This window comes from Streptomyces thermocarboxydus (assembly GCF_024760485.1).
GTDB classification, from domain to species: Bacteria; Actinomycetota; Actinomycetes; order Streptomycetales; family Streptomycetaceae; genus Streptomyces; species Streptomyces cellulosae.
This window is the reverse complement of record NZ_CP058273.1, coordinates 6,971,484-6,993,532: the sequence shown is the minus strand read 5'-3', so window position 1 is coordinate 6,993,532 and position 22,049 is coordinate 6,971,484. Positions and strand designations below refer to the sequence as shown.

The 22,049-nt window shown below is 72.6% G+C and carries 23 protein-coding genes; 12 read left to right on the top strand and 11 right to left on the bottom strand.

Annotated elements, in window-relative coordinates:
* The first annotated feature begins 153 nt into the window (after positions 1-153).
* Positions 154-1,101, top strand: coding sequence for an asparaginase (locus AY578_RS31955; RefSeq protein ID WP_019523655.1), 948 nt, complete (start codon positions 154-156; stop codon positions 1,099-1,101).
* A 21-nt stretch (positions 1,102-1,122) separates the two neighbouring features.
* Here AY578_RS31955 and AY578_RS31950 read toward each other — a convergent pair whose 3' ends face one another.
* Positions 1,123-1,701 carry a hypothetical protein gene (locus tag AY578_RS31950; RefSeq protein ID WP_037778412.1) on the bottom strand — a complete coding sequence of 193 codons (579 nt, stop codon included), beginning with the start codon at positions 1,699-1,701 and terminating at the stop codon, positions 1,123-1,125.
* Positions 1,702-1,805: 104 nt separating this feature from the next.
* Between AY578_RS31950 and AY578_RS31945 the strand changes: the two genes are divergently transcribed.
* Complete coding sequence (locus AY578_RS31945; RefSeq protein WP_028960370.1) at positions 1,806-2,450, top strand: maleylpyruvate isomerase family mycothiol-dependent enzyme; 645 nt, start codon at positions 1,806-1,808, stop codon at positions 2,448-2,450.
* Between the two features lie 61 nt (positions 2,451-2,511).
* Here the strand turns inward: AY578_RS31945 and AY578_RS31940 are convergent, their stop codons facing one another.
* The 4 genes from AY578_RS31940 to AY578_RS31925 all read right to left on the bottom strand — a co-directional run bounded on the left by AY578_RS31940 (position 2,512) and on the right by AY578_RS31925 (position 7,371).
* Entirely contained in the window at positions 2,512-3,951 is a 1,440-nt protein-coding gene (locus AY578_RS31940) for a GH1 family beta-glucosidase (protein ID WP_019523658.1), read from the bottom strand.
* Positions 3,952-4,040: 89 nt separating this feature from the next.
* The gene (locus AY578_RS31935; protein ID WP_019523659.1) at positions 4,041-4,964 is read right to left on the bottom strand and encodes a carbohydrate ABC transporter permease; all 924 of its coding nucleotides are present in this window, start codon (positions 4,962-4,964) and stop codon (positions 4,041-4,043) included.
* Positions 4,965-4,976: 12 nt separating this feature from the next.
* Positions 4,977-5,972: a carbohydrate ABC transporter permease gene (locus AY578_RS31930; RefSeq protein ID WP_019523660.1), complete on the bottom strand. Its 996-nt coding sequence runs from the start codon at positions 5,970-5,972 to the stop codon at positions 4,977-4,979.
* A gap of 91 nt (positions 5,973-6,063) precedes the next feature.
* Positions 6,064-7,371 carry an ABC transporter substrate-binding protein gene (locus AY578_RS31925; RefSeq protein WP_020700065.1) on the bottom strand — a complete coding sequence of 436 codons (1,308 nt, stop codon included), beginning with the start codon at positions 7,369-7,371 and terminating at the stop codon, positions 6,064-6,066.
* Positions 7,372-7,672: 301 nt separating this feature from the next.
* Between AY578_RS31925 and AY578_RS31920 the strand changes: the two genes are divergently transcribed.
* Together AY578_RS31920 and AY578_RS31915 are read left to right on the top strand one after the other, a co-directional pair.
* On the top strand, positions 7,673-8,686 hold the full coding sequence (locus AY578_RS31920) for a LacI family DNA-binding transcriptional regulator (protein WP_019523662.1): 1,014 nt from the start codon (positions 7,673-7,675) through the stop codon (positions 8,684-8,686).
* A 9-nt stretch (positions 8,687-8,695) separates the two neighbouring features.
* Positions 8,696-9,124 carry a glutaredoxin domain-containing protein gene (locus AY578_RS31915; RefSeq protein ID WP_026243656.1) on the top strand — a complete coding sequence of 143 codons (429 nt, stop codon included), beginning with the start codon at positions 8,696-8,698 and terminating at the stop codon, positions 9,122-9,124.
* Between the two features lie 15 nt (positions 9,125-9,139).
* Here AY578_RS31915 and AY578_RS31910 read toward each other — a convergent pair whose 3' ends face one another.
* The 3 genes from AY578_RS31910 to AY578_RS31900 form a co-directional block, all read right to left on the bottom strand.
* On the bottom strand, positions 9,140-10,681 hold the full coding sequence (locus AY578_RS31910; RefSeq protein WP_019523664.1) for a helix-turn-helix domain-containing protein: 1,542 nt from the start codon (positions 10,679-10,681) through the stop codon (positions 9,140-9,142).
* A complete protein-coding gene (locus AY578_RS31905) occupies positions 10,678-10,995 on the bottom strand; it encodes a helix-turn-helix domain-containing protein (protein WP_028960367.1) in 318 nt (105 codons plus the stop codon). Before AY578_RS31905 ends, AY578_RS31910 begins: the two co-directional genes overlap by 4 nt.
* A 63-nt stretch (positions 10,996-11,058) precedes the next feature.
* Complete coding sequence (locus tag AY578_RS31900) at positions 11,059-11,469, bottom strand: cytidine deaminase family protein (protein WP_019523666.1); 411 nt, start codon at positions 11,467-11,469, stop codon at positions 11,059-11,061.
* Positions 11,470-11,642: 173 nt separating this feature from the next.
* On the opposite strand from AY578_RS31900, the gene AY578_RS31895 reads away from it, so the two are divergent.
* Positions 11,643-12,389 carry a DUF4328 domain-containing protein gene (locus tag AY578_RS31895; RefSeq protein WP_106432466.1) on the top strand — a complete coding sequence of 249 codons (747 nt, stop codon included), beginning with the start codon at positions 11,643-11,645 and terminating at the stop codon, positions 12,387-12,389.
* 265 nt (positions 12,390-12,654) lie between these two features.
* Here AY578_RS31895 and AY578_RS31890 read toward each other — a convergent pair whose 3' ends face one another.
* The gene (locus tag AY578_RS31890) at positions 12,655-12,984 is read right to left on the bottom strand and encodes a transglycosylase family protein (RefSeq protein WP_019523668.1); all 330 of its coding nucleotides are present in this window, start codon (positions 12,982-12,984) and stop codon (positions 12,655-12,657) included.
* Between the two features lie 193 nt (positions 12,985-13,177).
* Between AY578_RS31890 and AY578_RS31885 the strand changes: the two genes are divergently transcribed.
* Entirely contained in the window at positions 13,178-13,333 is a 156-nt protein-coding gene (locus tag AY578_RS31885; protein WP_158688202.1) for a hypothetical protein, read from the top strand.
* A 60-nt stretch (positions 13,334-13,393) separates the two neighbouring features.
* On the opposite strand, the gene AY578_RS31880 is transcribed toward AY578_RS31885, so the two are convergent.
* Together AY578_RS31880 and AY578_RS31875 are read right to left on the bottom strand one after the other, a co-directional pair.
* Positions 13,394-13,843, bottom strand: coding sequence for an SRPBCC family protein (locus tag AY578_RS31880; RefSeq protein ID WP_019523669.1), 450 nt, complete (start codon positions 13,841-13,843; stop codon positions 13,394-13,396).
* 86 nt (positions 13,844-13,929) lie between these two features.
* Positions 13,930-14,280, bottom strand: a complete 351-nt coding sequence (locus AY578_RS31875) for a DUF1330 domain-containing protein (protein WP_026243657.1) — start codon at positions 14,278-14,280, stop codon at positions 13,930-13,932.
* Positions 14,281-15,302: 1,022 nt separating this feature from the next.
* On the opposite strand from AY578_RS31875, the gene AY578_RS31870 reads away from it, so the two are divergent.
* From AY578_RS31870 to AY578_RS31845, 6 genes are all read left to right on the top strand, one after another.
* Positions 15,303-15,578 carry a hypothetical protein gene (locus AY578_RS31870; RefSeq protein WP_202503457.1) on the top strand — a complete coding sequence of 92 codons (276 nt, stop codon included), beginning with the start codon at positions 15,303-15,305 and terminating at the stop codon, positions 15,576-15,578.
* Between the two features lie 63 nt (positions 15,579-15,641).
* Entirely contained in the window at positions 15,642-16,832 is a 1,191-nt protein-coding gene (locus tag AY578_RS31865; protein WP_258906703.1) for a DUF4140 domain-containing protein, read from the top strand.
* Positions 16,833-16,978: 146 nt separating this feature from the next.
* Positions 16,979-17,773: a DUF4139 domain-containing protein gene (locus AY578_RS31860; protein ID WP_258906702.1), complete on the top strand. Its 795-nt coding sequence runs from the start codon at positions 16,979-16,981 to the stop codon at positions 17,771-17,773.
* Between the two features lie 7 nt (positions 17,774-17,780).
* Positions 17,781-19,355 carry a mucoidy inhibitor MuiA family protein gene (locus AY578_RS31855; protein WP_019523673.1) on the top strand — a complete coding sequence of 525 codons (1,575 nt, stop codon included), beginning with the start codon at positions 17,781-17,783 and terminating at the stop codon, positions 19,353-19,355.
* A 175-nt stretch (positions 19,356-19,530) separates the two neighbouring features.
* Positions 19,531-20,451, top strand: coding sequence for an AurF N-oxygenase family protein (locus tag AY578_RS31850; RefSeq protein ID WP_019523674.1), 921 nt, complete (start codon positions 19,531-19,533; stop codon positions 20,449-20,451).
* 46 nt (positions 20,452-20,497) lie between these two features.
* Complete coding sequence (locus tag AY578_RS31845; RefSeq protein ID WP_019523675.1) at positions 20,498-22,027, top strand: FAD-dependent oxidoreductase; 1,530 nt, start codon at positions 20,498-20,500, stop codon at positions 22,025-22,027.
* Positions 22,028-22,049 lie beyond the last annotated feature (22 nt).

Sequence of the window (22,049 nt, the reverse complement as noted above, 5' to 3'; positions counted from 1 at the left end):
TCCTCGACCGGCAAAGTGTTGACAGTCGCCAGTTGACAGCTACGTTTCCGCAGCTGTCAAGCGTTGTCCGCCGGATCGATCTCACACTCGACAGCGTCCGGGGTGAAGTGATAACTGTCGACAGTTGACACGAATGGAGAGGCGGGCGTAGCGATGCACAACGTGGTGGCCGAGGTCCGGCGCGGAGATTTCCTGGAGTCCGTGCACCACGGGACGGTCCTGGCGACCGGCCCCGACGGGTCCGAGAAGGTACGGATCGGGGACGTCGACGCCCCGATGTACCCGCGCTCCTCCAACAAGCCCCTGCAGGCGCTCGGCATGCTGCGTGCCGGACTCGATCTGGACGGCCCGCTCCTGGCGCTGGCCTGCGCCAGCCACTCCGGCGAGGACTTCCACCTGGAGGGCGTGCGGGAGATCCTGGCCTCGGCCGGCCTCTCCACGGACGCGCTGCGGTGCACGGCGGCCCTCCCGATCGGCGAGGACGCGCTCCGCGACTACCTGCGCAACGGCGGAGACCCTACCCCGCTGACGATGAACTGCTCCGGCAAGCACGCCGCGATGCTGGCGACCTGCGTCGCGGGCGGCTGGGACACCGCCTCGTACCTCGACCCGGAGCACCCGCTCCAGGTGCGGCTGCGCGAGACGGTGGAGGAGCTCGCGGGCGAGAAGGTCGCGGCGACGGGCGTGGACGGCTGCGGTGCGCCTCTGTTCGCGATCAGCCTGCGCGGCCTGGCCCGTTCCTTCGGGCGCCTGGCCTGCGCGCCGGCGGGCACCCTTGAACACCGTGTCGTGCAGGCCATGAACACACACCCGGAGTACGTGGGCGGCACCGGGCGTGATGTGACCCGGCTCATGCGGGCGCTGCCGGGCGCCGTCGCGAAGGACGGCGCCGAGGGCGTGTACGCGCTCGGCCTGCCGGACGGTTCGGCCGTCGCGCTGAAGATCGCCGACGGCTCCCAGCGGTCGCGCCCCGTGGTGATGATCGCCGCCCTGCGCCGCCTCGGCGTCGACGTGGACGCGGACACCACGCTCGCCGAACTCGCCACCGCCCCTGTTCTGGGCCACGGGAAGAGGGTCGGGGCGATCAGCGCCACGTTCTGACAGCCGCGCGCCCCCCGCACGTCATCCCGGCAGCCCCGCCTCCAGCAGGACCGCCGCTCCGCCCACTCGGCCGGTCTCGTGCAGGGTGATCACATGACCGGGGCGGAGGTGACGCCACCGCTCCGGGGTGAGAGGGGCCAGGCGCACCGGAGCACGGCCGCCGGGTTCCAGGGCGGGGAGGTCCTCCACCCAGAGCCGGGCGACGGCGTACGCGGGTTCGCCGGTGGGGGTGCGGTGGCCGATGTCCCACATCGGGCGCAGGACGCCGGCGCCGGGGACAGGTGACCGGCGTCCGCCGTCGGACGGCGCGCGCAGGGTGAGGTCGGCGCGGATGACACCGTGCAGGGCCTCCCCCTCCCGCCAGTGGCACCACGCCGCGCTCCGCTCCAAGCGCAGTTCCTCCGCCGCGGCTGCCATCGACGCCCAGAACGCGGCCGGGAGCGACCGTACGTCCCCCAGTTCCTCGAGCAGGCCGAGCGCCGTCTCCCACTCGTCGCGGGCGAGGTACTCCCAGACGTCGTTCACCGTGACGTCGTTCTCGGACGCCGTCTCCTCGGGGACCAGGAGCGAGGCCGACTTCAGCAGTGCCAGGACGTCCATGCCCCGCATTCTGCTGTGCTCCCGGCGATGAGTCGCGTGCCGGGCGGGAGTCGTCCCCCGTGCCACGCGTCTCAGCCGCCCCGCCGCCAAGGAGCCTCTCCCCCATGACGACACCTTCCGGCCCCACGGTGTGGTCCATGATCCGTGCCGAGCGCGCCGCGCTCGCCGGCGATCTCGCGGGGCTCCAGCCCGATCAGTGGGCCACGCCCTCGCTCTGTGACGGGCTCACCGTGCGCGACGTGCTCGCGCACCTCACCGCGGGAGCGAGTCTCAACACCTTCACGTGGCTCGCCGGCGTCGTCCGCTGTCGGTTCGACTTCGACGTGCAGGTCGCCATGCGCCTGGCCCAGCAGCTCGGTTCGGGGCCGGCCGACACCCTGGCCCGCTTCCGGCGCACCGTACCGAGCACGACCAAGCCTCCCCTGCCCGCCGTCGCCATGCGCGGCGAGACCGTCGTGCACGGGGAGGACATCCGGCGGCCGCTCGGCATACGGAGGGACTACCCCGTCGAGACCGTGACCGCCGTCGCCGGGTACTACGGCGGCACCGACCTCGTGGTCGTCGCGAAGGGGCGGATCGGCGGGCTGAAGCTCGTCGCGGGTGACGGGCCGTTCTCCACCGGGGACGGGCCGCTCGTGGCAGGGCGGACCGTCGACCTCGTCATGGCGATGACAGGCCGCGCGGCCTGCTGCGACGAGCTCGACGGCGACGGCGTCGCGATCCTCCGCGGCCGCTCGGACATGAGGTGACGACCGCGAGCCCGACTCCCTGTCCCCCCACGGGCAGGGAGTCGGGCTCGCGGAGTTCGGGTCAGGCCGCGGGGAGGACGCCCGTGCGGGCGATCTCCGCGTACCAGTGGGCGCTGGCCTTCGGGATGCGCCTGCCGGTCGGGTAGTCGACGTACACCGCGCCGAACCGCTTGCTGTAGCCGTGCGCCCACTCGAAGTTGTCGAGGAGGGACCACAGGAAGTAGCCGCGGACGTCCGAGCCGTCGAGGATGGCGCGGTGGACGGCGGCCAGGTGGTCGCGGACGTACGCGATGCGGGCGGGGTCGTTGACGTTGCCGTCGGGGTCGGCGTAGTCGTCGAAGGCGGCGCCGTTCTCGGTGATGACCAGCGGCAGCTTCGGGAAGTCGTGCGACAGCCGGCGCAGCAGGTCGTACAGACCGGTCGCATCGACCGCCCAGCCCATGGCGGTGCGCTCGCCGGGCGGCTGGTGGAAGGCGACCTTGTCGGCGGCCGGCCAGGGGCTGTGCGGGCTGTTGCCGTGTCCGTCGGAGGTGTGGGCGCCGCTGCCGTCGGTCTCCGAGACGACCGTGGGCGTGTAGTAGTTGACGCCGAGCAAGTCGAGCGGCTGGTTGATCTGCTCCAGGTCGCCGTCCTTCACGAAGGACCAGTCGGTCAGTCCCGCGGTGTCCTTGAGCAGGTCCTCCGGGTACGCGCCCTGCAGCATCGGCCCGGTGAAGACGCGGTTGGCCAGCGCGTCGATGCGGCGGACCGCGTCCCGGTCGCCCTCGCTGTCCGTGAGGGGGCGGACGTGGTGGATGTTGAGGGTGACCGAGCACTGGGCGGCGGCCGGGAGGCGGTCGCGCAGGGCCTGGACGGCGAGACCGTGGCCGAGGTTGAGATGGTGGGCGGCGCGCAGGGCGGCGACCGGGTCGGTGCGGCCGGGGGCGTGCACACCGGAGCCGTAGCCGAGGAAGGCGCTGCACCAGGGCTCGTTGAGCGTGGTCCAGGTCTTCACGCGGTCGCCGAGGGCGTCCGCGGCGAGGGCGGCGTACTCGGCGAAGCGTTCGGCGGTGGCGCGCTCGGGCCAGCCGCCGGCGTCCTCCAGTTCCTGGGGCAGGTCCCAGTGGTAGAGGGTGGCGACGGGCTGGATGCCCTTCTCCAGCAGTTCGTCGGTCAGGCGCCGGTAGAAGTCGAGGCCCTTCTGGACGGCGGGGCCGCGTCCGGTGGGCTGGATGCGGGGCCAGGCGAGGGAGAACCGGTAGGCGCCCAGGCCGAGTTCGGCCATGAGGGCGACGTCCTCGCGCCAGCGGTGGTAGTGGTCGGTGGCGATGTCACCGGTGTCGCCGTTGCGGACCCGGCCCGGGGTGCGGGCGTAGGTGTCCCAGATGGACGGGGTGCGTCCGTCCTCGGCGGCGGCGCCCTCGATCTGGTAGGAGGCGGTGGCCGAACCCCAGAGGAAGCCCTTGGGGAAGGTGCGGGCGGCGTCCGGGGAGGACGCGGTCTGCTGTGCTGCGGTGACCACGTAAGTCCTTTCGGGGTGGCGGGCGCCGGCCGCGGGGGTGCGCGGGCGGGCCCGGTGGGGGTGTCGGGTCGGGGCTGTGGAGGCGGCGGTCAGCCCTTGACGGCGCCGGCCATGATGCCGCTGACGATCTGGCGGCCGAAGACGATGAACATCGCCAGCAGCGGCAGGGTGCCGAGCAGCGCGCCGGCCATGATGAGCGACTGGTCGCGGACGTACCCCGCGCTGAGCTGCGTGAGCGCGACGGGGACGGTCGGGTTGGACATGTCGAGCACCACGAACGGCCAGAAGAAGTCGTTCCAGGCGTGCACGAACGTGATCATGAACAGGACGGCCATGGCGGGCCGTGCGACGGGCAGCACGATGCTCCAGAAGATGCGCAGCGAGTGCGCCCCGTCGACCCGTCCGGCCTCGACGAGTTCGTCGGGCAGCGCCTCGGAGAGGTACTGCCGCATGAAGAACACGCCGACGGCGCTGACCAGGGTGGGGAAGATGACGGCGGGCAGCTGCTGCGACCAGCCGAGTTCCGACATCATCATGAACAGCGGGACGACGCCGAGCTGCGGGGGCACCATCATGGTGCCGATCACCAGCATGAGCAGGATGTTGCGTCCCTTGAAGCGCAGTTTGGCGAAGGCGAAGCCGGCGAGCGTCGCGAAGAACACCGTGGAGAGGGCGATCACCCCGGCCACGATCGTGCTGTTGATCATCGCCTTGCCCATGGCTGCCTCGTCCCAGGCGCGGGCGAGGTTGCTGAAAAGGTTCGGGCCCGGCAGGAACGGCGGCGGGGTCTGGCTGACCCGGGTGTTGTCCGTGGAGGCGGCCACCATCGTCCAGTACAGCGGGAAGATGGACAGGATCGCCATGACGGCGAGCAGGACGTAGGCGAGCGGTCCCGCGTGGTGGGTGCGTCCGGCGCGTTCGCGCAGCAGGCGGCGGCCGCCGCGGCGGGCCGGCTTGTCGGGTTCGGTCCGGGCCGGGGCGTCCGTCCGGGCCGGGAGGCTGTGGATGGTCATGGCGTCTCCAGGTCAGGACGTACGGGAGCGCAGGCGCTTGATCAGTCGCTGTGTCACGAAGGCGAGGACCAGCAGGATGAACATCGCCCAGGCGATGGTCGCCGAGCGGCCCATCTGGTAGTTCTTCCAGCCCTCCTCGTACAGCAGCAGGCCCAGCGTCTGGTACTGGTTGTTCGCGCCGCCCGTGACGCCGTTGGGGCCCTGGCCGAAGATCAGCGGCTCGCCGAACAGCTGGGTGGCGCCGATCGTGGAGAGCACGATGGTGAAGACGATGGTGGAGCGGATGCCGGGCACGGTGACGTGGGTGAACTGCTGCCAGCGGGAGGCGCCGTCCAGGGAGGCGGCCTCGTAGCGCTCGGCCGGGATGGCCTGCATGGCGGCCAGGTAGAGCAGGGCGTTGTAGCCGGTCCAGCGCCAGATGACGATGGTGGAGATCGCCACCTGGGCGGGCCACTTGTCGGCCTCCCAGTTCACCGGGTCGATGCCGACGGTGCCGAGCGCCCAGTTGATCATGCCGAAGTCACGCTCGTAGATCATGGTGAAGACGAGCGCGGCGGCGCCGACGGACGTGGCGTACGGCACCAGGGACGCGACGCGGAAGAACAGCGAGGCGCGCATGCGGTAGTTGAGCAGGTGTGCCATGCCGAGGGCCATCAGCAGCTGCGGCACCGTGGAGATGATGCCGATGGTGACGGTGTTCCACAGGGCGTTCCAGAACCGCGAATCGCCCCACAGGTCGACGTAGTTGTCGAACGCCACCCACTCCATGACGTCGAGCGTGGCCAGTTCCACGTCGTGCAGGGAGATCCACGAGGTGTAGATCAGCGGGTAGAAGCTGAACGCGGCGAAGACGACGAAGAACGGGGCGACGAACGCGTACGGCGCGCCCTTGACGTCGAGGCGGTGCAGCCAGGCGCCGCGCCGCCGTGAGGTCTCCTTGCCGTCCCGGACACGGGACGGGCCCGGCGGCTCCTCGCCGGCCAGGGCCTTGGTGGTGGAGGTGGCCACCGGACTTCCTTCCTGAGAGCGGATGGGGAACCGTCCCGGGCCTGTGTGCCCGAGGGGGGCGGGCAGGCCCGGGACGGTGCTGGACCTGCGGTCAGCGGACGGCCTTCTTCACGCGTTCCACGGTCGTGTCCCAGGCCTCGTCACGCGCCGTCCCCTGCTCGACCAGGGCCAGGCCCTGGGAGAAGATGTCCTTGATGGCGCCGTCCTTGCGCCCGAGGACCTGCTTGTCCGGGATCTCCTGGGCCGCGGCGCCGAAGATCTCACCGAGCGGAGCGCCGCTGAAGTAGTCGTTCTTCACGGCCTTCACGGTCGGGTCCTCGAGGGCCTTCTGCGAGGACGGGATGTTGCCGAGGTCCTTGAAGATGCGGGCCTGCTGCTCGGGGGCGGTCAGCCACGCGACGAGCTTCTGCGCCTCCTCCTTCACCGGGCTCTCCTCGATCACGCCGAGGAAGGAGCCGCCCCAGTTGGCGCCCTTGGGCGCGCGGGCGACGTCCCACTTGCCCTTGTTGACGTCACCGGCCTTCTCGCTGATGTGGCTCAGCATCCAGGGCGGGCAGACCGCGGTCGCGAACGTGCCGTTGGACAGGCCGGGGTCCCAGCCGGGCTGGAACTGGCGCAGCTTGGCGGTCAGGTCCTCGTCGGCGGCGTCCGACGCGAGCTGCCAGGCCTCCTTGACGGCCGGGTTCGTGTCGTAGATCAGGTCGCCCTGCTCGTTGTAGTACTGCTCGGGGTAGCCGTAGACCATGGCGTTGAACAGGCCGCTGGCCGAGTCGGTGTAGGCGACGCCGTCGCCCTTGAAGTTCTTCTTGAAGGTGCGGCCGACCTCGACGTACTTCTTCCAGTCGCCCGCCCACAGCTTGCCGACGTCTTCGCGGTCGGTGGGCAGGCCGGCCTGCTCGAAGTAGTCCTTGCGGTAACAGACCGCCATGGGGCCGATGTCGGTGCCGAGGCCCAGCACCTTGCCGTCCTTGGTGGTGATCTGGGACTGCTTCCAGGGCAGGAAGTGATCGGTGCCGGGGACGTCCGCGAAGTCGGCGAACATGTCCGCCCGGGTCTCGGTGATCTCCTTGGCGCGGCCGATCTCGATGCCCTGGATGTCCTTCAGGCCCTTGCCGGCGGCGAGCTTGGTCTGCAGCGCGGTGTAGTAGGTCTGCTCGTCACCGGCTATGTCGGCCTTGATGGTGACGCCGGGGTTCTTCTTCTCGTACTCCTCGAGCAGGCCGGTCTCCTTGATGCCCATGACGCCGAACAGGCCCATGGTGATGGTGACCTTGTCGCCGTCCTTGCTGCCACCGGTGACCGAGTCGCTGTCGCCGCTGCAGCCGACGACGAGCGAGAGCGCGCCGACGGCCGCGGCTGTCGCCACCGCCTTCCTGCGCAACGAACCGAGAGTGCCCATGGATCTCCTCCTAGCGACGGCGCTGACACATCGGAGTGACGAGTTCTGCGATGGCTACAGCGGCTCTTGATCGAGGTGGGAACGTGCCCAACTCTGGGTGGGCACGTTCCCACCGCTCCACGAAGACTTGTAGCAGCGACGCAATCTGTCAATAACTTGAAAGCAACTTCCGTAAGGGAGACGGGCCTTCCGTTCGTCTTCCGGACCCTCGGGGTGCTGCGCCGTCCCCGGCGTCTGCAAGAATTGCCGCAGGTCACCTCCGCGGCAGAGAACGCCGCCGCGGCCGCAGAGGGGGGAGTGCATGACGGGCAACCGCCGTCCCACGATCAAGACCGTCGCCGCCCGCGCCGGCGTGGGTCGCACCACGGTCTCCCGCGTCGTCAACGGCTCCGACCTGGTGAGCGCCGACGCCCGGGCAAGGGTCCTGGCGGCGATCAAAGAACTGAACTACGTCCCCAACTCGGTCGCCCGCGGTCTGGTCACCAACCGGACCAACGCCGTGGCCCTGGTGATCCCCGAGTCGGAGAGCCGGCTCGGCTCCGAGCCGTTCTTCGCCGCGCTCATCCGCGGCGTGAGCGGCGCGCTCGCCGAGAGCGAAACGCAGCTGCAGCTGATGCTGGTGCGTGACCAGGCCGAACGCGACCAGCTCACCGAGTCGGTGGCCACCCGCCGGGTGGACGGCGTGCTGCTGGTCTCGGTGCACTCCGAGGACCGGCTGCCCCGCACGCTGGAGGAGATGGGCCTGCCCACCGTCCTCGCCGGCCGCCGCGACGCGGGCGAGCAGCTGAGCTACGTCAACTCCGACAACGCGGGCGGCGCCGCCGAGGCCGTGCGGCATCTGCTGAGCCGCGGGCGGAGGCGGATCGCGACGATCACCGGCCCGCAGGACATGGACGTCGGCCGCGCACGCCTCGCCGGGTGGCGCGCCGCGCACAAGGAAGCGGGCGTTGCGGTGGACGAGGCGCTGATCGAGGCGGGCGACTTCTCCGAGGACAGCGGCGGCCGCGCCATGCGTTTGCTTCTTGAACGCATGCCGGATCTGGACGCCGTGTTCGCCGCGTCGGACCTCATGGCGGTCGGCGCGCTGGCCGAACTGCGCCGGCGGAAGCGGCGAGTGCCGGAGGACGTGGCCGTGGTCGGCTTCGAGGACTCGGTGCTCGCCCGGCACACCAACCCGCCGCTGACGACGGTGCGCCAGCCGGTGGAGGAGCTGGGCCGCACGATGGCCCGCATCCTCACCGACATCACCCTGAACGACGGGCCCCGGCAGCAGATCACCCTGCCCACGGAGCTGGTCGTCCGCGAGTCGTCCTGAGGGAGCGCGGTGATACGAGGCTGGATGCTGCCGTTGCTGCTAGCGGCGGCCGGGGCACTGGGCGCGGCGGGCCAGTTCGCGGACGGGAGAACCGTCGCAGGGGCCGTGGTCCTGCTGGTGCTGGTGGGGTTCGCGGTGGTGAACTCACCGCTGGTCTTCCCGGCCTCCGTCGGCGCGGAGGAGGCCCGGCGCCGCAGCGCGGCGGACGGGCGTCCGGTGATCTACTGGCGGCCGGGATGCCGCTACTGCAGGCGTCTGCGCTTCGCTCTGGGCCGGGACGCCCGCCGCGCCCACTGGGTCGACATCTGGCGCGACCCGGCCGCCGCGGCGGCGGTACGGGCGATCGCGGACGGGAACGAGACGGTACCGACGGTGGTCCTGCCGGACGGGCGGGCGCGGGTCAATCCCGAGGTGGACTGGGTGCGGGAGCGGTTGTGAGGGACCGGAGGGGGATCAGTCGTCCCCCTCTCCCGCCTCCTCCGGGTCCGGGTCCGGGTCGCCGACCGTGTAGACGTCCTTGACCTTCACCTCGGTGACCCCGCGCCCCTCGGGGAACACCGCGCGCCAGTCGCCGGTCACGTGCAGCTCGTCGGTGCCCATGGCGCGGACGACCATCAGGCCCTCGTCGTAGGCGCGATGGGCCTTCCACCACAGGTTCACGAACGCCTGCGCGCGGATGATGTGCATCCAGTCGGTGCGGTACAGCTCCCGGTTGTAGTTCGACTCCCCCATCGTCGAGACGAACTTGGAGTACATCGCCTTCACGTACTCCAGGGTCACCTCGTCGTCCTCGGCGATCGCACGGTCACGCGCGTCCCTGAGCGCGGTCCGGAACTTCTCCAGCAGGTTCTCGGTCGCCCCGGACGTCCACGACTCGTGGATCTCCGGCGGGTCGCACAGCCCGTACTTGGGGCCCGAGAGGCGCAGCAGCAGCCTCAGCGTCGGCTCGGTCACCCACAGCGGTCCCGGTTCGTCGCGGCTGCCGATCGGGTTGGGCAGGACCGCGTCGTGCTCCCAGGCGGGCGGGGTGATCAGGTGCACCCCGGCGCGGCGCCGGTCGTGCTGGTCGCCCGTGGAGTGTTCCAGCTGGCCGATCGGCAGATGGGTCTTGAGCGCGGAGAGATAGGCGCCGTTGATGTCGAGCGCGGTCACCTCGTGCCGCCCGGGCGGGAGTTCGGGCCGGGTCCAGCGGGGGCGGGCCTCCCAGATCTGGTCGGAACCGCGCGCGGACTGCTTGCGGAGGATGTCCGGCAGCCACGGGTGCGCGATCACGTCGTAACGGCCGCCCTTGCGCGTCTCGTCCAGCAGGGCCATCGCGTCCGGGATCGCCCGCTTCACCAGGGCGGCGGTCGCGGCGGCGACGTCCCCCGCGTGCGCCTTCAGGGCAGCGGCGACGGCGCGGCCGATCAGGTCGGGGCTGTCGGCGGTCTTCAGACGCCGGCCGGCGGGCACGACCTTCACTCCCCCGCCGTCCGGACGGGAGCCCGTTGCGGTGCTGCTCGGGGTCCTGGACGTCGGCGGGGCCGTGCGCGGCTGCGGGGCGGACGGCTGCGTACCGCAGTCCGCCGGGTTCAAGTGCTGGGCGAAACCCGCGACTTGGTGGACGGCGGGCTGTCCGCAGAGCACGCACGGCTGGGGGGCGGGGAGCGTGTCGACGTCGTCGTCCGGGTCGGCGGTGGGGGCGAGGGCCGGTTCGCGGGGTTCCTCGGACTCGGGGGCCGGCTGCTCCGGTGCGTCCGGGGCGGCGGTCGTCCCGTCCAGCCTCTTACGGGCCCCGTCGAGGAAGTAGGCGTACCGCTCCCGTACCTCGCCCGCGGGTTCGCGGCCCGCCTCCCAGCCGCCGACCGTGGACGGGCCGACGCCGAGGGCCTGGGCGACCTGGCTGCGCGAGAGGTTGAGCCCTTCGCGCAGGGCGCGGCGTTCCCCGGCGGGCGGGAGGGGCACCTCCTGCCGTGCGGAGTCGAGCAGGGCGTCGATCGCCTCGAAGTCCGTCATCGTCCGCTCGCCTCCTGAACCGGCGCGGCCCGGCGCACGCGGCCGGAGGCGCGGGACGCGGAGCGGCGGCGCTCCGGCGGCAGCGCCTGCGTGGCGGCGGTGGGCCCGGCCAGGAGATCGAGGGTGCCGATGCCGAAGTGCGCGGCGACGGCATCGCAGTCGGCGAGGCTCCACGCGGCGGTGCCCGCCTGGCGTCGGCTCACCTGCGCCTGGCTCACTCCCAGGGCGGCGGCGAGGACCGTCTGCGACTCCCCCGCCGCGTGCAGGAGCGCCGCCACGGCGGACCGCACCTGCTCCTCCAGACTCATACGCATGGCGCGTACTTTAGTGCCTCACCCTCATCGCTCATGCGAGGAACGCATGCCCGTCGCCCCTGACTACGACGGCGTGTCGAGCTGATGGTCTGCCCAGACATAGGTGTACGGGAGGAGGTCGGCGACGGGGACGGCGCGGAGGCCGTCGGGGGTGGAGACGATGACCTCGAGGCCGGGGAAGTAGTCGAGGAGGGCCTGGCGGCAGCGGCCGCACGGGGAGATCACTCCGCGGTCGCGGTCACCCACGGCGACGATCGTCTCCAGGTCATAGGCGCCCTGAGCGGCGGCCGTGCCGACGACGACCAGTTCGGCGCACGGGCCGCCGGTGAAGTGGTAGGCGTTCACCCCGGTGACGATCCGCCCGTCCGTGGCGCGCGCCGCCGCGGCCACGGTGTGGTTGTCGCCCCGGCAGCGGGTCCGGGCGACCTCGGCCGCGGCCGCCACGAGGTCTTCGTCGATGTCGTGCGTGTGCATGGTCCGGCGCGCCTTCCATGACGGGCGTTTCCTGTGGTCAGGATGTAATAGTCATGGACACGCCGTACCGGTCGTGAGGTAGGGTCCGGAAGTCGATCACTCAGTTGTGATCATCTCGCGGCGTTTCTGGGGAGAGCGCGCCGCACTTCCACCGCACTTCTCAGGGGGGTCCCATGACTCATCCGTCCTTGCCCAAGCGCCCGATGCTCGGGCCGCTTCCCGTGCTGCGCTCACCGCTGGGTCTCGCGCACGCCGTGACCGCGCTGCTCGCCTTCATGATCCTGGCCGATGTGCTGTGCTTCGGCGCGGCGGCGTACATGCGCTCGGTGATGGGGGACGTGGCATCCGGCGCGGGCGTCGATCTGGGCACGGCCGACCGGGCGGACTGGGCCATGGTCGCGACCAGCGGGATGTACCTGCTCGGCCTGCTCGGCACGGCGACGCTGTTCATCATCTGGTTCCACCGGGTGCGTCACAACGCGGAGGTGTTCGCGCCGGACGTGCAGCGCCGCACGCCGGGCTGGGCGATCGGCGGCTGGTTCGTCCCGTTCGCCAACCTGGTCATCCCGCGCGGCATCGCCATGGACGTCCTGCGCGCCAGCCAGCCGGACCCCTACGCGTCCGAGGTACGGCACCAGGGCCTGCTGAACGCCTGGTGGGGCATGTGGATCGCGTCGAACCTCTTCGGCCGGTTCACCTCGGACCAGTACGACGAGGCGAACGACCCGCAGGCGATCCATGACGCCGCGGGGTGGCTGATGGCGGGGTCGGTTCTCGACATCGCGTCCGCGGTGCTGGCGCTGCTGTTCGTCCGCAGGCTGACGGCGGCTCAGAACGACAAGGCGCTGGGCCGGCAGCAGCCGCTCCAACAGCCCGCCCTGCCGTATCCGCCGGCGAGCGGCCCGGTTCCGGGCGCGTGACGGTCGGAGCGGACGTCCCGTGACAGCGCGCTCCGGTCAGCCGGCGCGCGCGGCGTGGACGTGACGCGCGGCGTGGACCGCAGCGTGTGGACGTAACGCGCCGTGTGGACGTAACGCGCCGCGTGGACCGCAGCGTGTGGACCGCAGCGTGTGGACGTGACGCACCGCGTGGACGTGACGCACCGCGTGGACCGCAGCGCGTGGCATGGACGCAGCGCACCGCGCGGACATCACGCGTCGCGTGAGTTCGTCGCGCTTCGCAGCGCTAGCGCCCCGCGTACGCGCACGCCCACGCGGACATGCCCTGGAGCCGGGCGAGGCGCTTCGCCACCGCGATCTGCTCCTTGCGCGTCGCGAGGTCGGCCCGAGGCGCGTACTTGAGCCCGCCGGCCGCGACCCAGCTCGACTGCGCGAACTGGAGTCCGCCGTAGTGGCCGTTGCCCGTGTTGGCCTTCCAGTTGCCGCCCGACTCGCACCGGGCGATGGCGTCCCAGTCGGTGGCGGCTCGGGCCGAGGCCGAGGCCGCCGCCTCGGTCGTGCTCGTGCCGAGGGCGGTCGCGGCGGCCAGGACCATCACAGCGGCCCGGACCCGCATTCCGGAGGCACGGCGCTCGGTGTCCTGAGGGGCAGTATGTCTTGATGTCATAGGGCCACTGTTATGCCACCCGGAGCCCTGACGGCATGCCGGCCGCCACGTCGCTACGCCGGTCGGGGGACTCGATGTCCGCCACCGGTGAGCGCGGCATGGGCTAGCCTCCCTGTCATTCCCTTGACCGGAAGGTGAGTTCGTGAGCGCAGCTGAGGGTGACGTGGCAGGGGCGGGCGGGTCGAAGACTGCGCGCGGACGGACACGCTGGGGCGTGGTGACGGCGATCCTGGGGCTTCCGGCGCTGGCCGTGGGCGCCTTCCTGCTGATGATGGCGGTCTGGCTGCTGGTCTCCTGATCCTTGCCCGTGGTCCGCACGGGTCCGCGTCGGCCAACCCGTGCGCACCACGGAGGTGCGTCAGGCCGACGACTCGACGGCCTCCTTGATACGGCGGCCGAAGGCAGGGGCGTCCTTGCGGGCCGCGCCCGCCGCGAGCGGCAGCAGCACCTTGCCCACACCGTGCCCTTCGAGCTTGTTGTACAGGCGCACCCGGGTGCCGCCGTCGGGTGTGGGTTCGAGGTCGTACCCGCCTTCCTCTGCGGTGATGGAGTTGTGCGACACCTCGTGCCAGCGCACACGGGTGGGTGCGGTCAACTCGTAGATCTCGAAGTCCCGTCGGGAGCGCATCCCGGCGTCCTTCACCGTGCTGTGGAACACCGTGCCCACATGGGTGTCGCCGTCGGGGCTCTTCTCCATCGTCAGGACGCGGGGGCTGAACTCGGGGTCGTTCCGGCCGTCGGCGAGGTAGGCGAAGACGTCCTCGATGGGCCGGTCGACGTCCACGACGACCTCGAACTGACTACTCATGGTCTCTCTCCCGGATACTCCGGGGCGACGCCCCGGGCGAAGGGGACATCTCCACCGTAACCGGACGCGCCCGGGCTGCCCAGCGGTCAGCCGGCGGCGTCGAGTTCCTTGCGCAGGGCCGCGGCTGTGACGGCGGGGTCGTAGCCGTCGGGGACGCCGTCGATCAGGATGATGTCGCCCTCGATGTGCCGGGAGCGCAGGGGCGCGATCTCCCGGTAGGCGGGCGAGTCCCACCAGTCCCGCGCCTCGGTGATCCCGGGGAAGGCGATCACCACGACGTTTCCGGGCCAGGTGCCCTCCTTCACCTCGTGGCGCGTGGCATGCACGAGGAAGCGGCCGCCGAACGGTTCCAGCGTGGCGGGGATGCGTTCCATGTACTCCGCGACGTCGGGGTGCGGTGCGGCCGGCCGCAGATGGGCGATGGCGTACGCGGTCATGCTGTCCTCCACGGTGCGTCGGTTCCGGTACGACGTGATCGTGGCACCGGGCCGGGCGCCGGGTCGATGACCTCGGAGGTAAGGGAAGGGGGTCCTCCGGACGGCCGGGGCGGCACGGCCGGTCGGCGGTGTCCGTCACCCGTACGAGCGCACTGGGCGGACGGGCGGCAGGGCAGCCGGACCATGCGACAGGCGGCCCGCCGGGGCGCATAGGACAGTGGTGACCATGAATCGTCACCGTCGCCCGCCCCGGCGCGCCCCGTGGATCGCCGGCGGCGCCGCCGCGCTGGTCCTGGGCGGCGTCGGCGTGTGGGTGTGGGTGGCGCAGGACGACGGCACACCGAGCCCCAAGCCGTCCGCCTCCAACGATCTGACCCTGCCGACGCTGGGCCCGCTGCCGACGCCGACCACCGAGACGACATCACCGGGGCCGACCGGAACGGGCGGGACCGGCGCTCCCGTGCCGACCGTGTCCCGTCCCGGCGGGGCGGCCCGGCCGAGCGGCGGTCCGACGAGGCCGCCGTCACCGCCCGGGCAGGGGCGAACGCAGCCACCGGGGGTGCCGGACCAGGGCGCCGGGACCGGACCGGCCGTACCCGACCAAGGCGCCCGACCGGACCGCCGTGCCGACGGGGGCGACCACCGGGCCTCCGCGGGTGGCGGGCACGTCCGGGGTCGCGCCGTCCAGCCGGCCGTCGGGGTTCGTGCCTCCGCCGCCCACCGCGACGGGAGGTGCGGGAACAGGTACCGACACCGGCACGGTCACCGGTGCGCCGGAGGGGCCCAGGACGCCCGCGCGATCGGCTGCGCCCGAGGCCCCGCTCCGGTCGGCCGCCCCTGAGCCCGCGGTGCCTTCGGCGCACGCGATCCCGACCGCGGGAACGACTCCCGGACCGCACATCCCTCCGCCGCCGGGCACCGGGACGCGTGTCCCCACGGCGCACGCGTCGGTCTCCCCCGGCCCGCCGCGGTCCACCGAACCGGCCAAGCCGCCGGCGAAGACGGCGACCGCGAAGCCGACCGTGAAGCCCAGTGCGAAGCCCACCACCGAGCCCGGGCCCAAGCCCACCCCCACACCCACACCCACACCCACACCCACACCCACCGTCGGCCCCATCACCGCCTGGTACACCTCCCCCGCCGCCACGGACGCCGCCCGCCGCATGTCCGCCGCCGGCACCGTCGGGGACCGCGCCTGCACCCTGTCGGCCGTGGGGCGGCCCGACCCCGCCCTGGTGCCGCACGAGAGCCGGATCGGGATCGGGCACCACGGCAGGTACTGGTGTCTGATCTGGTGATCCCTGCCGGCCCGTCTCCGCGTAGGCTGCCCTGGGTACGAACACGGCTGCGCGGGGGAGCACATGACGGCTGGGACGGCACCGAGGTGGGACTCGGCACTGGAATCGGTGACGGTGTACGCGCAGGGCGCGCTGTGCCGTCGTGTCGCCCGGGGCACGGTCCCGGCGGACGGACAGGTCCGGGTGCCCCGACTGCCGCGCTCGCTCGACCCCCACTCGCTGCGCGCTCGCGTCCTGGGTGCGCCCGGGGTGCGGGTCGCCGAGGCGCGGGCGGAGGTCGACGCCGAGCCGGTGGACGCGGAGGCCGTCGCCGAGGCGCGGCGCGAGGTCGACCGGCTGGCCGAGGCGTACCACACGGCCGACGCCCGACGGGACCGGCAGCTGAAGCGCATCGAGGAGGTCGGCGCGCTGCGCCCGGTGCCGCCCGGCCGTAAGCGGGACGACCCGCATCATCGCCGTACCCCGGTGGACGCCTGGCTGGAGCTGGCCGGCTTCGTCGACGAGCGCCTGACCGCGCTGCACGCCGGGCTTCGCGAACTGGAGGACGAACTCCGGCGCCTGGAGCACGAGATGGATCTGGCGCACGACCGGCTGGACCGCGCGAGCACCGACGCCCCGGCGTCCGGGGTCGCCTCCTCGTACACGGCGGTGCTGACCCTGCGGGGCGGGGCCGGGGCGGAGGCCGAGGTGGAGATCGAGTACGGGGTGCCCGGCGCCGTCTGGGTGCCGGCGTACCGTCTCACGCACCGTCAGGGTGAGGACAGCGGGCGGCTGGTGCTGCGGGCCTCGGTCGCCCAGCGGTCCGGTGAGGACTGGACGGGCGTGCGGATCGCCTTCGCCACGGCCGATCTGCGGCGCCGTACCGATCTGCCCCGGCTGCGGTCGGTGCGTATCGGGCGCAGCCAGCCCGCGCCGGCCCCGTCCGGCTGGCGGGAGCCCCCGGCGGGGCTGACCGACCTGTTCGCGGGGTACGACGCGGCGGGTCCTCGGCCGGACCCCCACGGCCTCGCGGAGGAGAGAGCGGGCGGGTGGGTCGCGGGCGGTCCCGGCGCGGACACCTCGCTCGCGGCAGGGGCGGCCTACGGCTCTCCGCCCACTCCTCCACCGCCTCCGCCCCCGGCCCCCGCCGCGCTGTCCGACCCCGGCGCCGTGTACGGCGCGCCTCAGGGCTTCGGCGGTCCGGCCGCGCCGGGCTCCGCTCCCGCCGCCGACCGGGCGCGGCTAGTCGTGGGAGGCAAGGCACACAGGGGATAGGCCCGCGTTCGGCCGCCGCACCCCGTGCGGGCGGAGGGGCCTACGCGGCCGCCCCGGAGTCCGCGGGCGCCGCCGCCTACGCACCGCCCCCGCCCGTCCCGGGGCCGCCCCGGCCGGACGACACCGAACTCGACTACGCGGCGCTCGTGTTGAGCGGTCCGGACGAGGCGCGGGACCGCCGGGGCCGGCTCTTCCACGACGCGGGCTTCGACCCGGTGACCGCCGAGTACCGCCGGCGCGCCGAGAAGCCCGCCGCGCTGCCGCTGCCCGGGCACGCCGTGCGGCCCCGTGAGTCGGCGGGCTCGTTCGACCACCGTTACGACGCGGTCGCGCCCGCCGACATCCCCTCGGACGGCACCTGGCACACCGTCACGGTCGGCGAGATCGCGGTGGGTCTGCGCACCGAGTACGTGTGCGTGCCGGCGGTGGAGCAGACCGTGTACGCGACGCTGGTGCTGTCCAACGCGACCGATCAGGCGCTGCTGGCCGGACCGGTCGAGGTGAGCGTCGACGGGGAGTACCAGCTGACCGCCGCGCTGCCCACCCTCGCGCCGGGCGGTGTGCGCCGCCTCGGGCTGGGTCCTGCGGAGGCCATCGGCGTCACCCGGCGGACGCACCTCACCGAGTCGACCGCGGGTCTGCGCAACAACGTCACCGTGCTCGACCACCGTGTGCGTGTGGAGCTGGCCAACCGGCTCCCGGCGGCGGTCCGCGTGGAGGTGCGCGAGCGCGTGCCGGTCACCTCGGAGGCGGACGTACGGATCGAGGAGCGGGCCGACTGGACCGAGCCCGAGAACACCGCGGACCGGGAGCGGCATGCCCCGGGCACCCGGATCTGGCGGGTCGACCTGCCGGCCGGCGGCACCGTCGCCCTCGACGGCGGCTACGAGATCAGGATCCCAGCCGGCAAGGCCCTGACCGGCGGCAACCGCAGGAGCTGACCCAGACATGTCTACGTCACCGTCGTCGGAGCCGACCGCCCCCGTCCCCCTCCCCGTCACCGCCGTCACCTGCACCGAGGACCGCGCCCACGTCGAACGCACCGCGATACTCGAACTGCGTCCCGGAACGCAGCAGTTGAGGCTGGGACCGGTCAGCGCCACGGCCGTCGACCGGACCCTGCACGCCGAGCTGACCGCCGGTTTCCCGGCGACCGTGCTCGACGTGCGGATCGTGCGCGCATGGACTCCGCGCGGCCCGGGACCCGCCGAGGACGACTCGCCTCTGCGCCGCCGCGTGACCGCCCTGGAGAAGGAGCGGCCGGTGCTGGAGCAGCGCCGGGACCGGCTGGCGGCGCGCGGGGACGCGCTGGGCCGGCTCGCCGCGGATCTGCTGCGGGAGATCGGCGAGGGCGCCGGGTTCGGCGAGGCCGAACGGGAACGGTGGGCGCGGGAGTTGGACCGCGTCGACGAGGAGCGTGAGCGGCAGGCCGAGCAGCTGCGCGAGGTGGAGACGCGGCTGCGGACCCTCTCCGACGAGCTGCGCGAGGCGCAGCAGGCTCTCGCCGACGCGGAGACGGAGCCCGCCGAGCTGGTCGGGCATGTCGAGCTGACCGTGGAGGCCGCGGGCGAGGGGACGGCGGAGCTGCGGCTGAGTCACCTCACGCCGTGCGCGCTGTGGCGGCCGGCGTACCGGGCCACGCTGGACGGGGACGCGCTCACCCTGGAGACGGAGGCGACGGTCTGGCAGCGCACCGGGGAGGACTGGACCGGCGTGCGGCTGACGCTGTCCACGGCGCGTTCCGCTGCGGCCACGGAGCCGCCGGTGCTCGGCGAGGACCGGCTGACGCTGCAGGAGCGCTCCCCCGAGGAGCGCCGTACCGTGCGGGTGGACCTGCGGGAGGAGGAGATCGCGGACCTGGGCCCCGCTCCCGTGCCGGGGCTGCCGGGAGTGGACGACGGCGGCGAGGTCCGTGTGCTGCACGCCCCCGACCCCGTGTCCGTGCCGGCCGACGGGCGCGCGCACCGGGTGCCGGTGTCGTCGTTCACCACGGCCGCGCGCAGCGAGTACGCCTGCGCGCCGGAGCTGTCGCCGCTGGTCACGCAGGTGGTGCGGGCCGACAACCGGTCCGGGCACGCGCTGCTGGCCGGGCCAGTCGACCTGATCCGGGGCAGCGGGTTCGTGGGGCGCGGCACGCTGGAGTTCACCGCTCCGGGGGGCGTGGTCGAGCTGGCCTTCGGCAGCCGGGACGACCACCGGGTCGTACGGGAGACGGAGGAGACCCGGGACACCACGGGCCTGACGCAGCGGACCGTGCTGACCCGGACCGTGAGGCTGCATCTGTCGCGGTTCTCCGCGCCGGACGAGCAGGACGACCGGGTGGTCGTCGTCCGGGAGCGCATCCCGGTGTCCGAGGTGTCGGCGGTGGAGGTGCGCCTGCTTGAGGAGGCGTGTTCGCCCGCGCCGGACGCGGTGGACGCGGACGGCGTCGCCCGCTGGGACGTAAAGCTCCCGCCGGGCGGCCATCGCACAGTGACGCTGGTCCACGAGATCTCGGCGAGCAGCAAGGTCACCGGTCTCTGAGCGCCCGCCCCCACACGCCGCTGAAGGCCCGCACGGTGAACACGCCGTGCGGGCCTTCACATGAGCTTGACGTGCACAGGGGTGGGAAGACCAAGGGTCTTGCTATACAGTTCGTCAGCAAGCGGGCCGGTTACCCGTGGTAATGGCGTAAGGACTCGACTCGAGGAGGCCCCGCATGGCTCTGACCACCTCCCGGGCACAGCACCCGGATCAGCCGTCGGACGACGGCGTCGACGTGGCCCGTCGGCTGCTCGACTCGTCGGCGCAGCTCTCCTACGACCCGCTCACCGAGGTCGACTGGGACACACCGCTGGACAAGAATTTCCACGGCGCCAGCCCCGAGTGGAGCACGCTCTACGGCACCGCGTACTGGGACGAGATGACCGACGCGCAGCGCAAGGAGCTGACGCGGCACGAGGCGGCGTCGGTCGCCTGCACCGGCATCTGGTTCGAGATGATCCTCCAGCAGATGATCCTGCGGGACATCTACTCCAAGGACCCCACGGACGACACGTTCCAGTGGGCGCTGACCGAGATCGCCGACGAGTGCCGGCACTCGATCATGTTCGCCCGCGGCGCGAAGAAGCTCGGCGCACCGGCCTACCGCCCGCACCGGGTGGCGGTCGAGCTGGGACGCCTGTTCAAGACCACCGCGTTCGGCGAGGCCGCGTACGCGGCGATCCTCGTCGCCGAGGAGGTCCTCGACGTCATGCAGCGCGACTGGATGCGCGACGAGCGAGTCGCGCCGTTCGTCCGCACCATCAACAACATCCATGTCGTCGAGGAGTCGCGGCACATGATGTTCGCGCGCGAGGAGACGCGGAAGCACCTCGCCCGCGCCGGGCGCGTGCGCCGCCGCGTCCAGGCGATGCTCGTCGCCATCTCCGCGTACGTCATCGTCACCAGCATGGTGAACCCCAAGGTGTACGCGAACGCCGGGCTGGACGAGAAGCGTGCGCTGCGCGAGGCCCGCGCCAACGAGCACCACAAGTCGATGGTGCGGGCGAGCTGTGCGGGGCTGATGGAGTTCCTGTCCTCCGCCGGACTGCTCACCCGCCCCGCGCTCTTCTTCTACAAGCGCGCCCACCTCATCTGACCACGTACACCCTGCCCACCCCGGGCCCTCGGCGGAGCGGACGACCATGGCCTTCGCGATCACCCAGACCTGCTGCAGCGACGCGACCTGTGTGTCCGTCTGCCCGGTCAACTGCATCCATCCGACGCCGGAGGAACGCGCCTTCGGCAGCACGGAGATGCTGCACATCGACCCCAAGACCTGCATCGACTGCGGCGCGTGCGCGGACGCCTGCCCGGTGGACGCGATCTTCCCGGTCGAGCGGCTGACCGGAGGACAGCGGGAGTACGCCCGTATCAACGCCGCGTACTACGAGAACGACGGGAACGAGGAGCACCGGCCCGAACAGCCCGTTACGGGACCGGTGTTCCACGACTGGGGCGCGCCGACGTTCGACCGGGTGCTGCCGCCGGACTTCGGGCCGCTCAGGGTCGCGATCGTGGGCACCGGTCCGGCCGGGATGTACGCGGCGCGGGACCTGCTGCTGCACACCCCCGCCGAGGTGACGCTGATCGACCGGCTGCCGGTCGCCGGCGGTCTGGTCCGGTACGGGGTCGCGCCCGACCATCCGTCCACGAAGAAGGCGGGCGAGAGCTTCGCCCGCTTCCTGACCCATCCACGGGTACGGCTCTGTCTGGGCCTGAAGGTGGGCGAGGGCGGCGTCACGGCGGACGAACTCGCCGCCCACCACGACGCGGTGATCTACGCCGTCGGCGCGCCGGAGGCCCGGCGGCTCGGCGTGCCGGGCGAGGACCGGCCGGGCAGTGTCGCCGCGACCGCGTTCGTCGCCTGGTGCAACGGGCACCCCGATGTCGCCCCGGACGCCTTCGGCCTGTCGGCGGACCGGGTCGTCGTGGTGGGCAACGGCAATGTCGCGCTGGACGCCGCACGCCTGCTGGTGTCCGACCCGGCGACGCTGGAGGGGACCCCGGTCGCCGCGCACGCGCTGGCGGAGCTGCGGCGCAGCAAGGTGCGCGAGGTGGTGGTGCTGGGGCGGCGCGGCCCGGAGCACGCGGCGTACACGCGCACGGAGTTGCTCGCCCTGAAGCATCTGCCCGGCGTCGACCTGGTGGTCGACGACCACGACCCGGCCGTGGGCGCGGCCGTCGAAGCGGCGGCGGAGCGGGACAAGGCCGCGGTACTGAAGGACGTACGGCGGGAGGCCGTCGACTGGTCCCTGCCGCCGGCGACGGACGGCCCGCGCCGCATCGTCCTCCGCTTCCTGTCCGCGCCTGCCGAGGTGTGCGGGGAGGAGTCGGTCCGCGCGGTACGCGTCACCGGCGCGGCGGGCGAGGTGGAGATCCCGGCCGGCCTGGCCCTCCGCGCGGTGGGCCACCGGGGGACGCCGCTGCCGGGGCTCCCGTTCGACGAGTCCACGGGCACGGTGCCCCACGACCGGGGCAGGGTGACCGGCCGCCCCGGCGCCTATGTCGTCGGCTGGATCAAGCGCGGCGCCTCCGGCGGCATCGGCGCCAACCGCGTCTGCGCGACGGAGACGGTCGGCTCCCTCCTCGACGACGCGGCGGCCGGGCGGCTGCCTTCTCCGACGGGCAGCGCCCGGTCGTTCCGGCGGCTGGCGAGGCGGCGGGGGCGGTGAAGGCCTTGAGCGCGGGGCGGCA

Excerpts from the sequence above, each read along its gene's own strand:
- AY578_RS31935 (WP_019523659.1), bottom strand. The coding sequence starts at position 4,964 with ATGACCATCCACAGCCTCCCGGCCCGGACGGACGCCCCGGCCCGGACC.
- AY578_RS31865 (WP_258906703.1), top strand. The coding sequence starts at position 15,642 with ATGACGGCTGGGACGGCACCGAGGTGGGACTCGGCACTGGAATCGGTG.
- AY578_RS31880 (WP_019523669.1), bottom strand. The coding sequence starts at position 13,843 with ATGAGTAGTCAGTTCGAGGTCGTCGTGGACGTCGACCGGCCCATCGAG.
- AY578_RS31925 (WP_020700065.1), bottom strand. The coding sequence starts at position 7,371 with ATGGGCACTCTCGGTTCGTTGCGCAGGAAGGCGGTGGCGACAGCCGCG.
- AY578_RS31850 (WP_019523674.1), top strand. The coding sequence starts at position 19,531 with ATGGCTCTGACCACCTCCCGGGCACAGCACCCGGATCAGCCGTCGGAC.
- AY578_RS31875 (WP_026243657.1), bottom strand. The coding sequence starts at position 14,280 with ATGACCGCGTACGCCATCGCCCATCTGCGGCCGGCCGCACCGCACCCC.
- AY578_RS31845 (WP_019523675.1), top strand. The coding sequence starts at position 20,498 with ATGGCCTTCGCGATCACCCAGACCTGCTGCAGCGACGCGACCTGTGTG.
- AY578_RS31920 (WP_019523662.1), top strand. The coding sequence starts at position 7,673 with ATGACGGGCAACCGCCGTCCCACGATCAAGACCGTCGCCGCCCGCGCC.
- AY578_RS31955 (WP_019523655.1), top strand. The coding sequence starts at position 154 with ATGCACAACGTGGTGGCCGAGGTCCGGCGCGGAGATTTCCTGGAGTCC.
- AY578_RS31950 (WP_037778412.1), bottom strand. The coding sequence starts at position 1,701 with ATGGACGTCCTGGCACTGCTGAAGTCGGCCTCGCTCCTGGTCCCCGAG.
- AY578_RS31945 (WP_028960370.1), top strand. The coding sequence starts at position 1,806 with ATGACGACACCTTCCGGCCCCACGGTGTGGTCCATGATCCGTGCCGAG.
- AY578_RS31890 (WP_019523668.1), bottom strand. The coding sequence starts at position 12,984 with ATGCGGGTCCGGGCCGCTGTGATGGTCCTGGCCGCCGCGACCGCCCTC.
- AY578_RS31855 (WP_019523673.1), top strand. The coding sequence starts at position 17,781 with ATGTCTACGTCACCGTCGTCGGAGCCGACCGCCCCCGTCCCCCTCCCC.
- AY578_RS31910 (WP_019523664.1), bottom strand. The coding sequence starts at position 10,681 with ATGACGGACTTCGAGGCGATCGACGCCCTGCTCGACTCCGCACGGCAG.
- AY578_RS31905 (WP_028960367.1), bottom strand. The coding sequence starts at position 10,995 with ATGCGTATGAGTCTGGAGGAGCAGGTGCGGTCCGCCGTGGCGGCGCTC.
- AY578_RS31895 (WP_106432466.1), top strand. The coding sequence starts at position 11,643 with ATGACTCATCCGTCCTTGCCCAAGCGCCCGATGCTCGGGCCGCTTCCC.
- AY578_RS31900 (WP_019523666.1), bottom strand. The coding sequence starts at position 11,469 with ATGCACACGCACGACATCGACGAAGACCTCGTGGCGGCCGCGGCCGAG.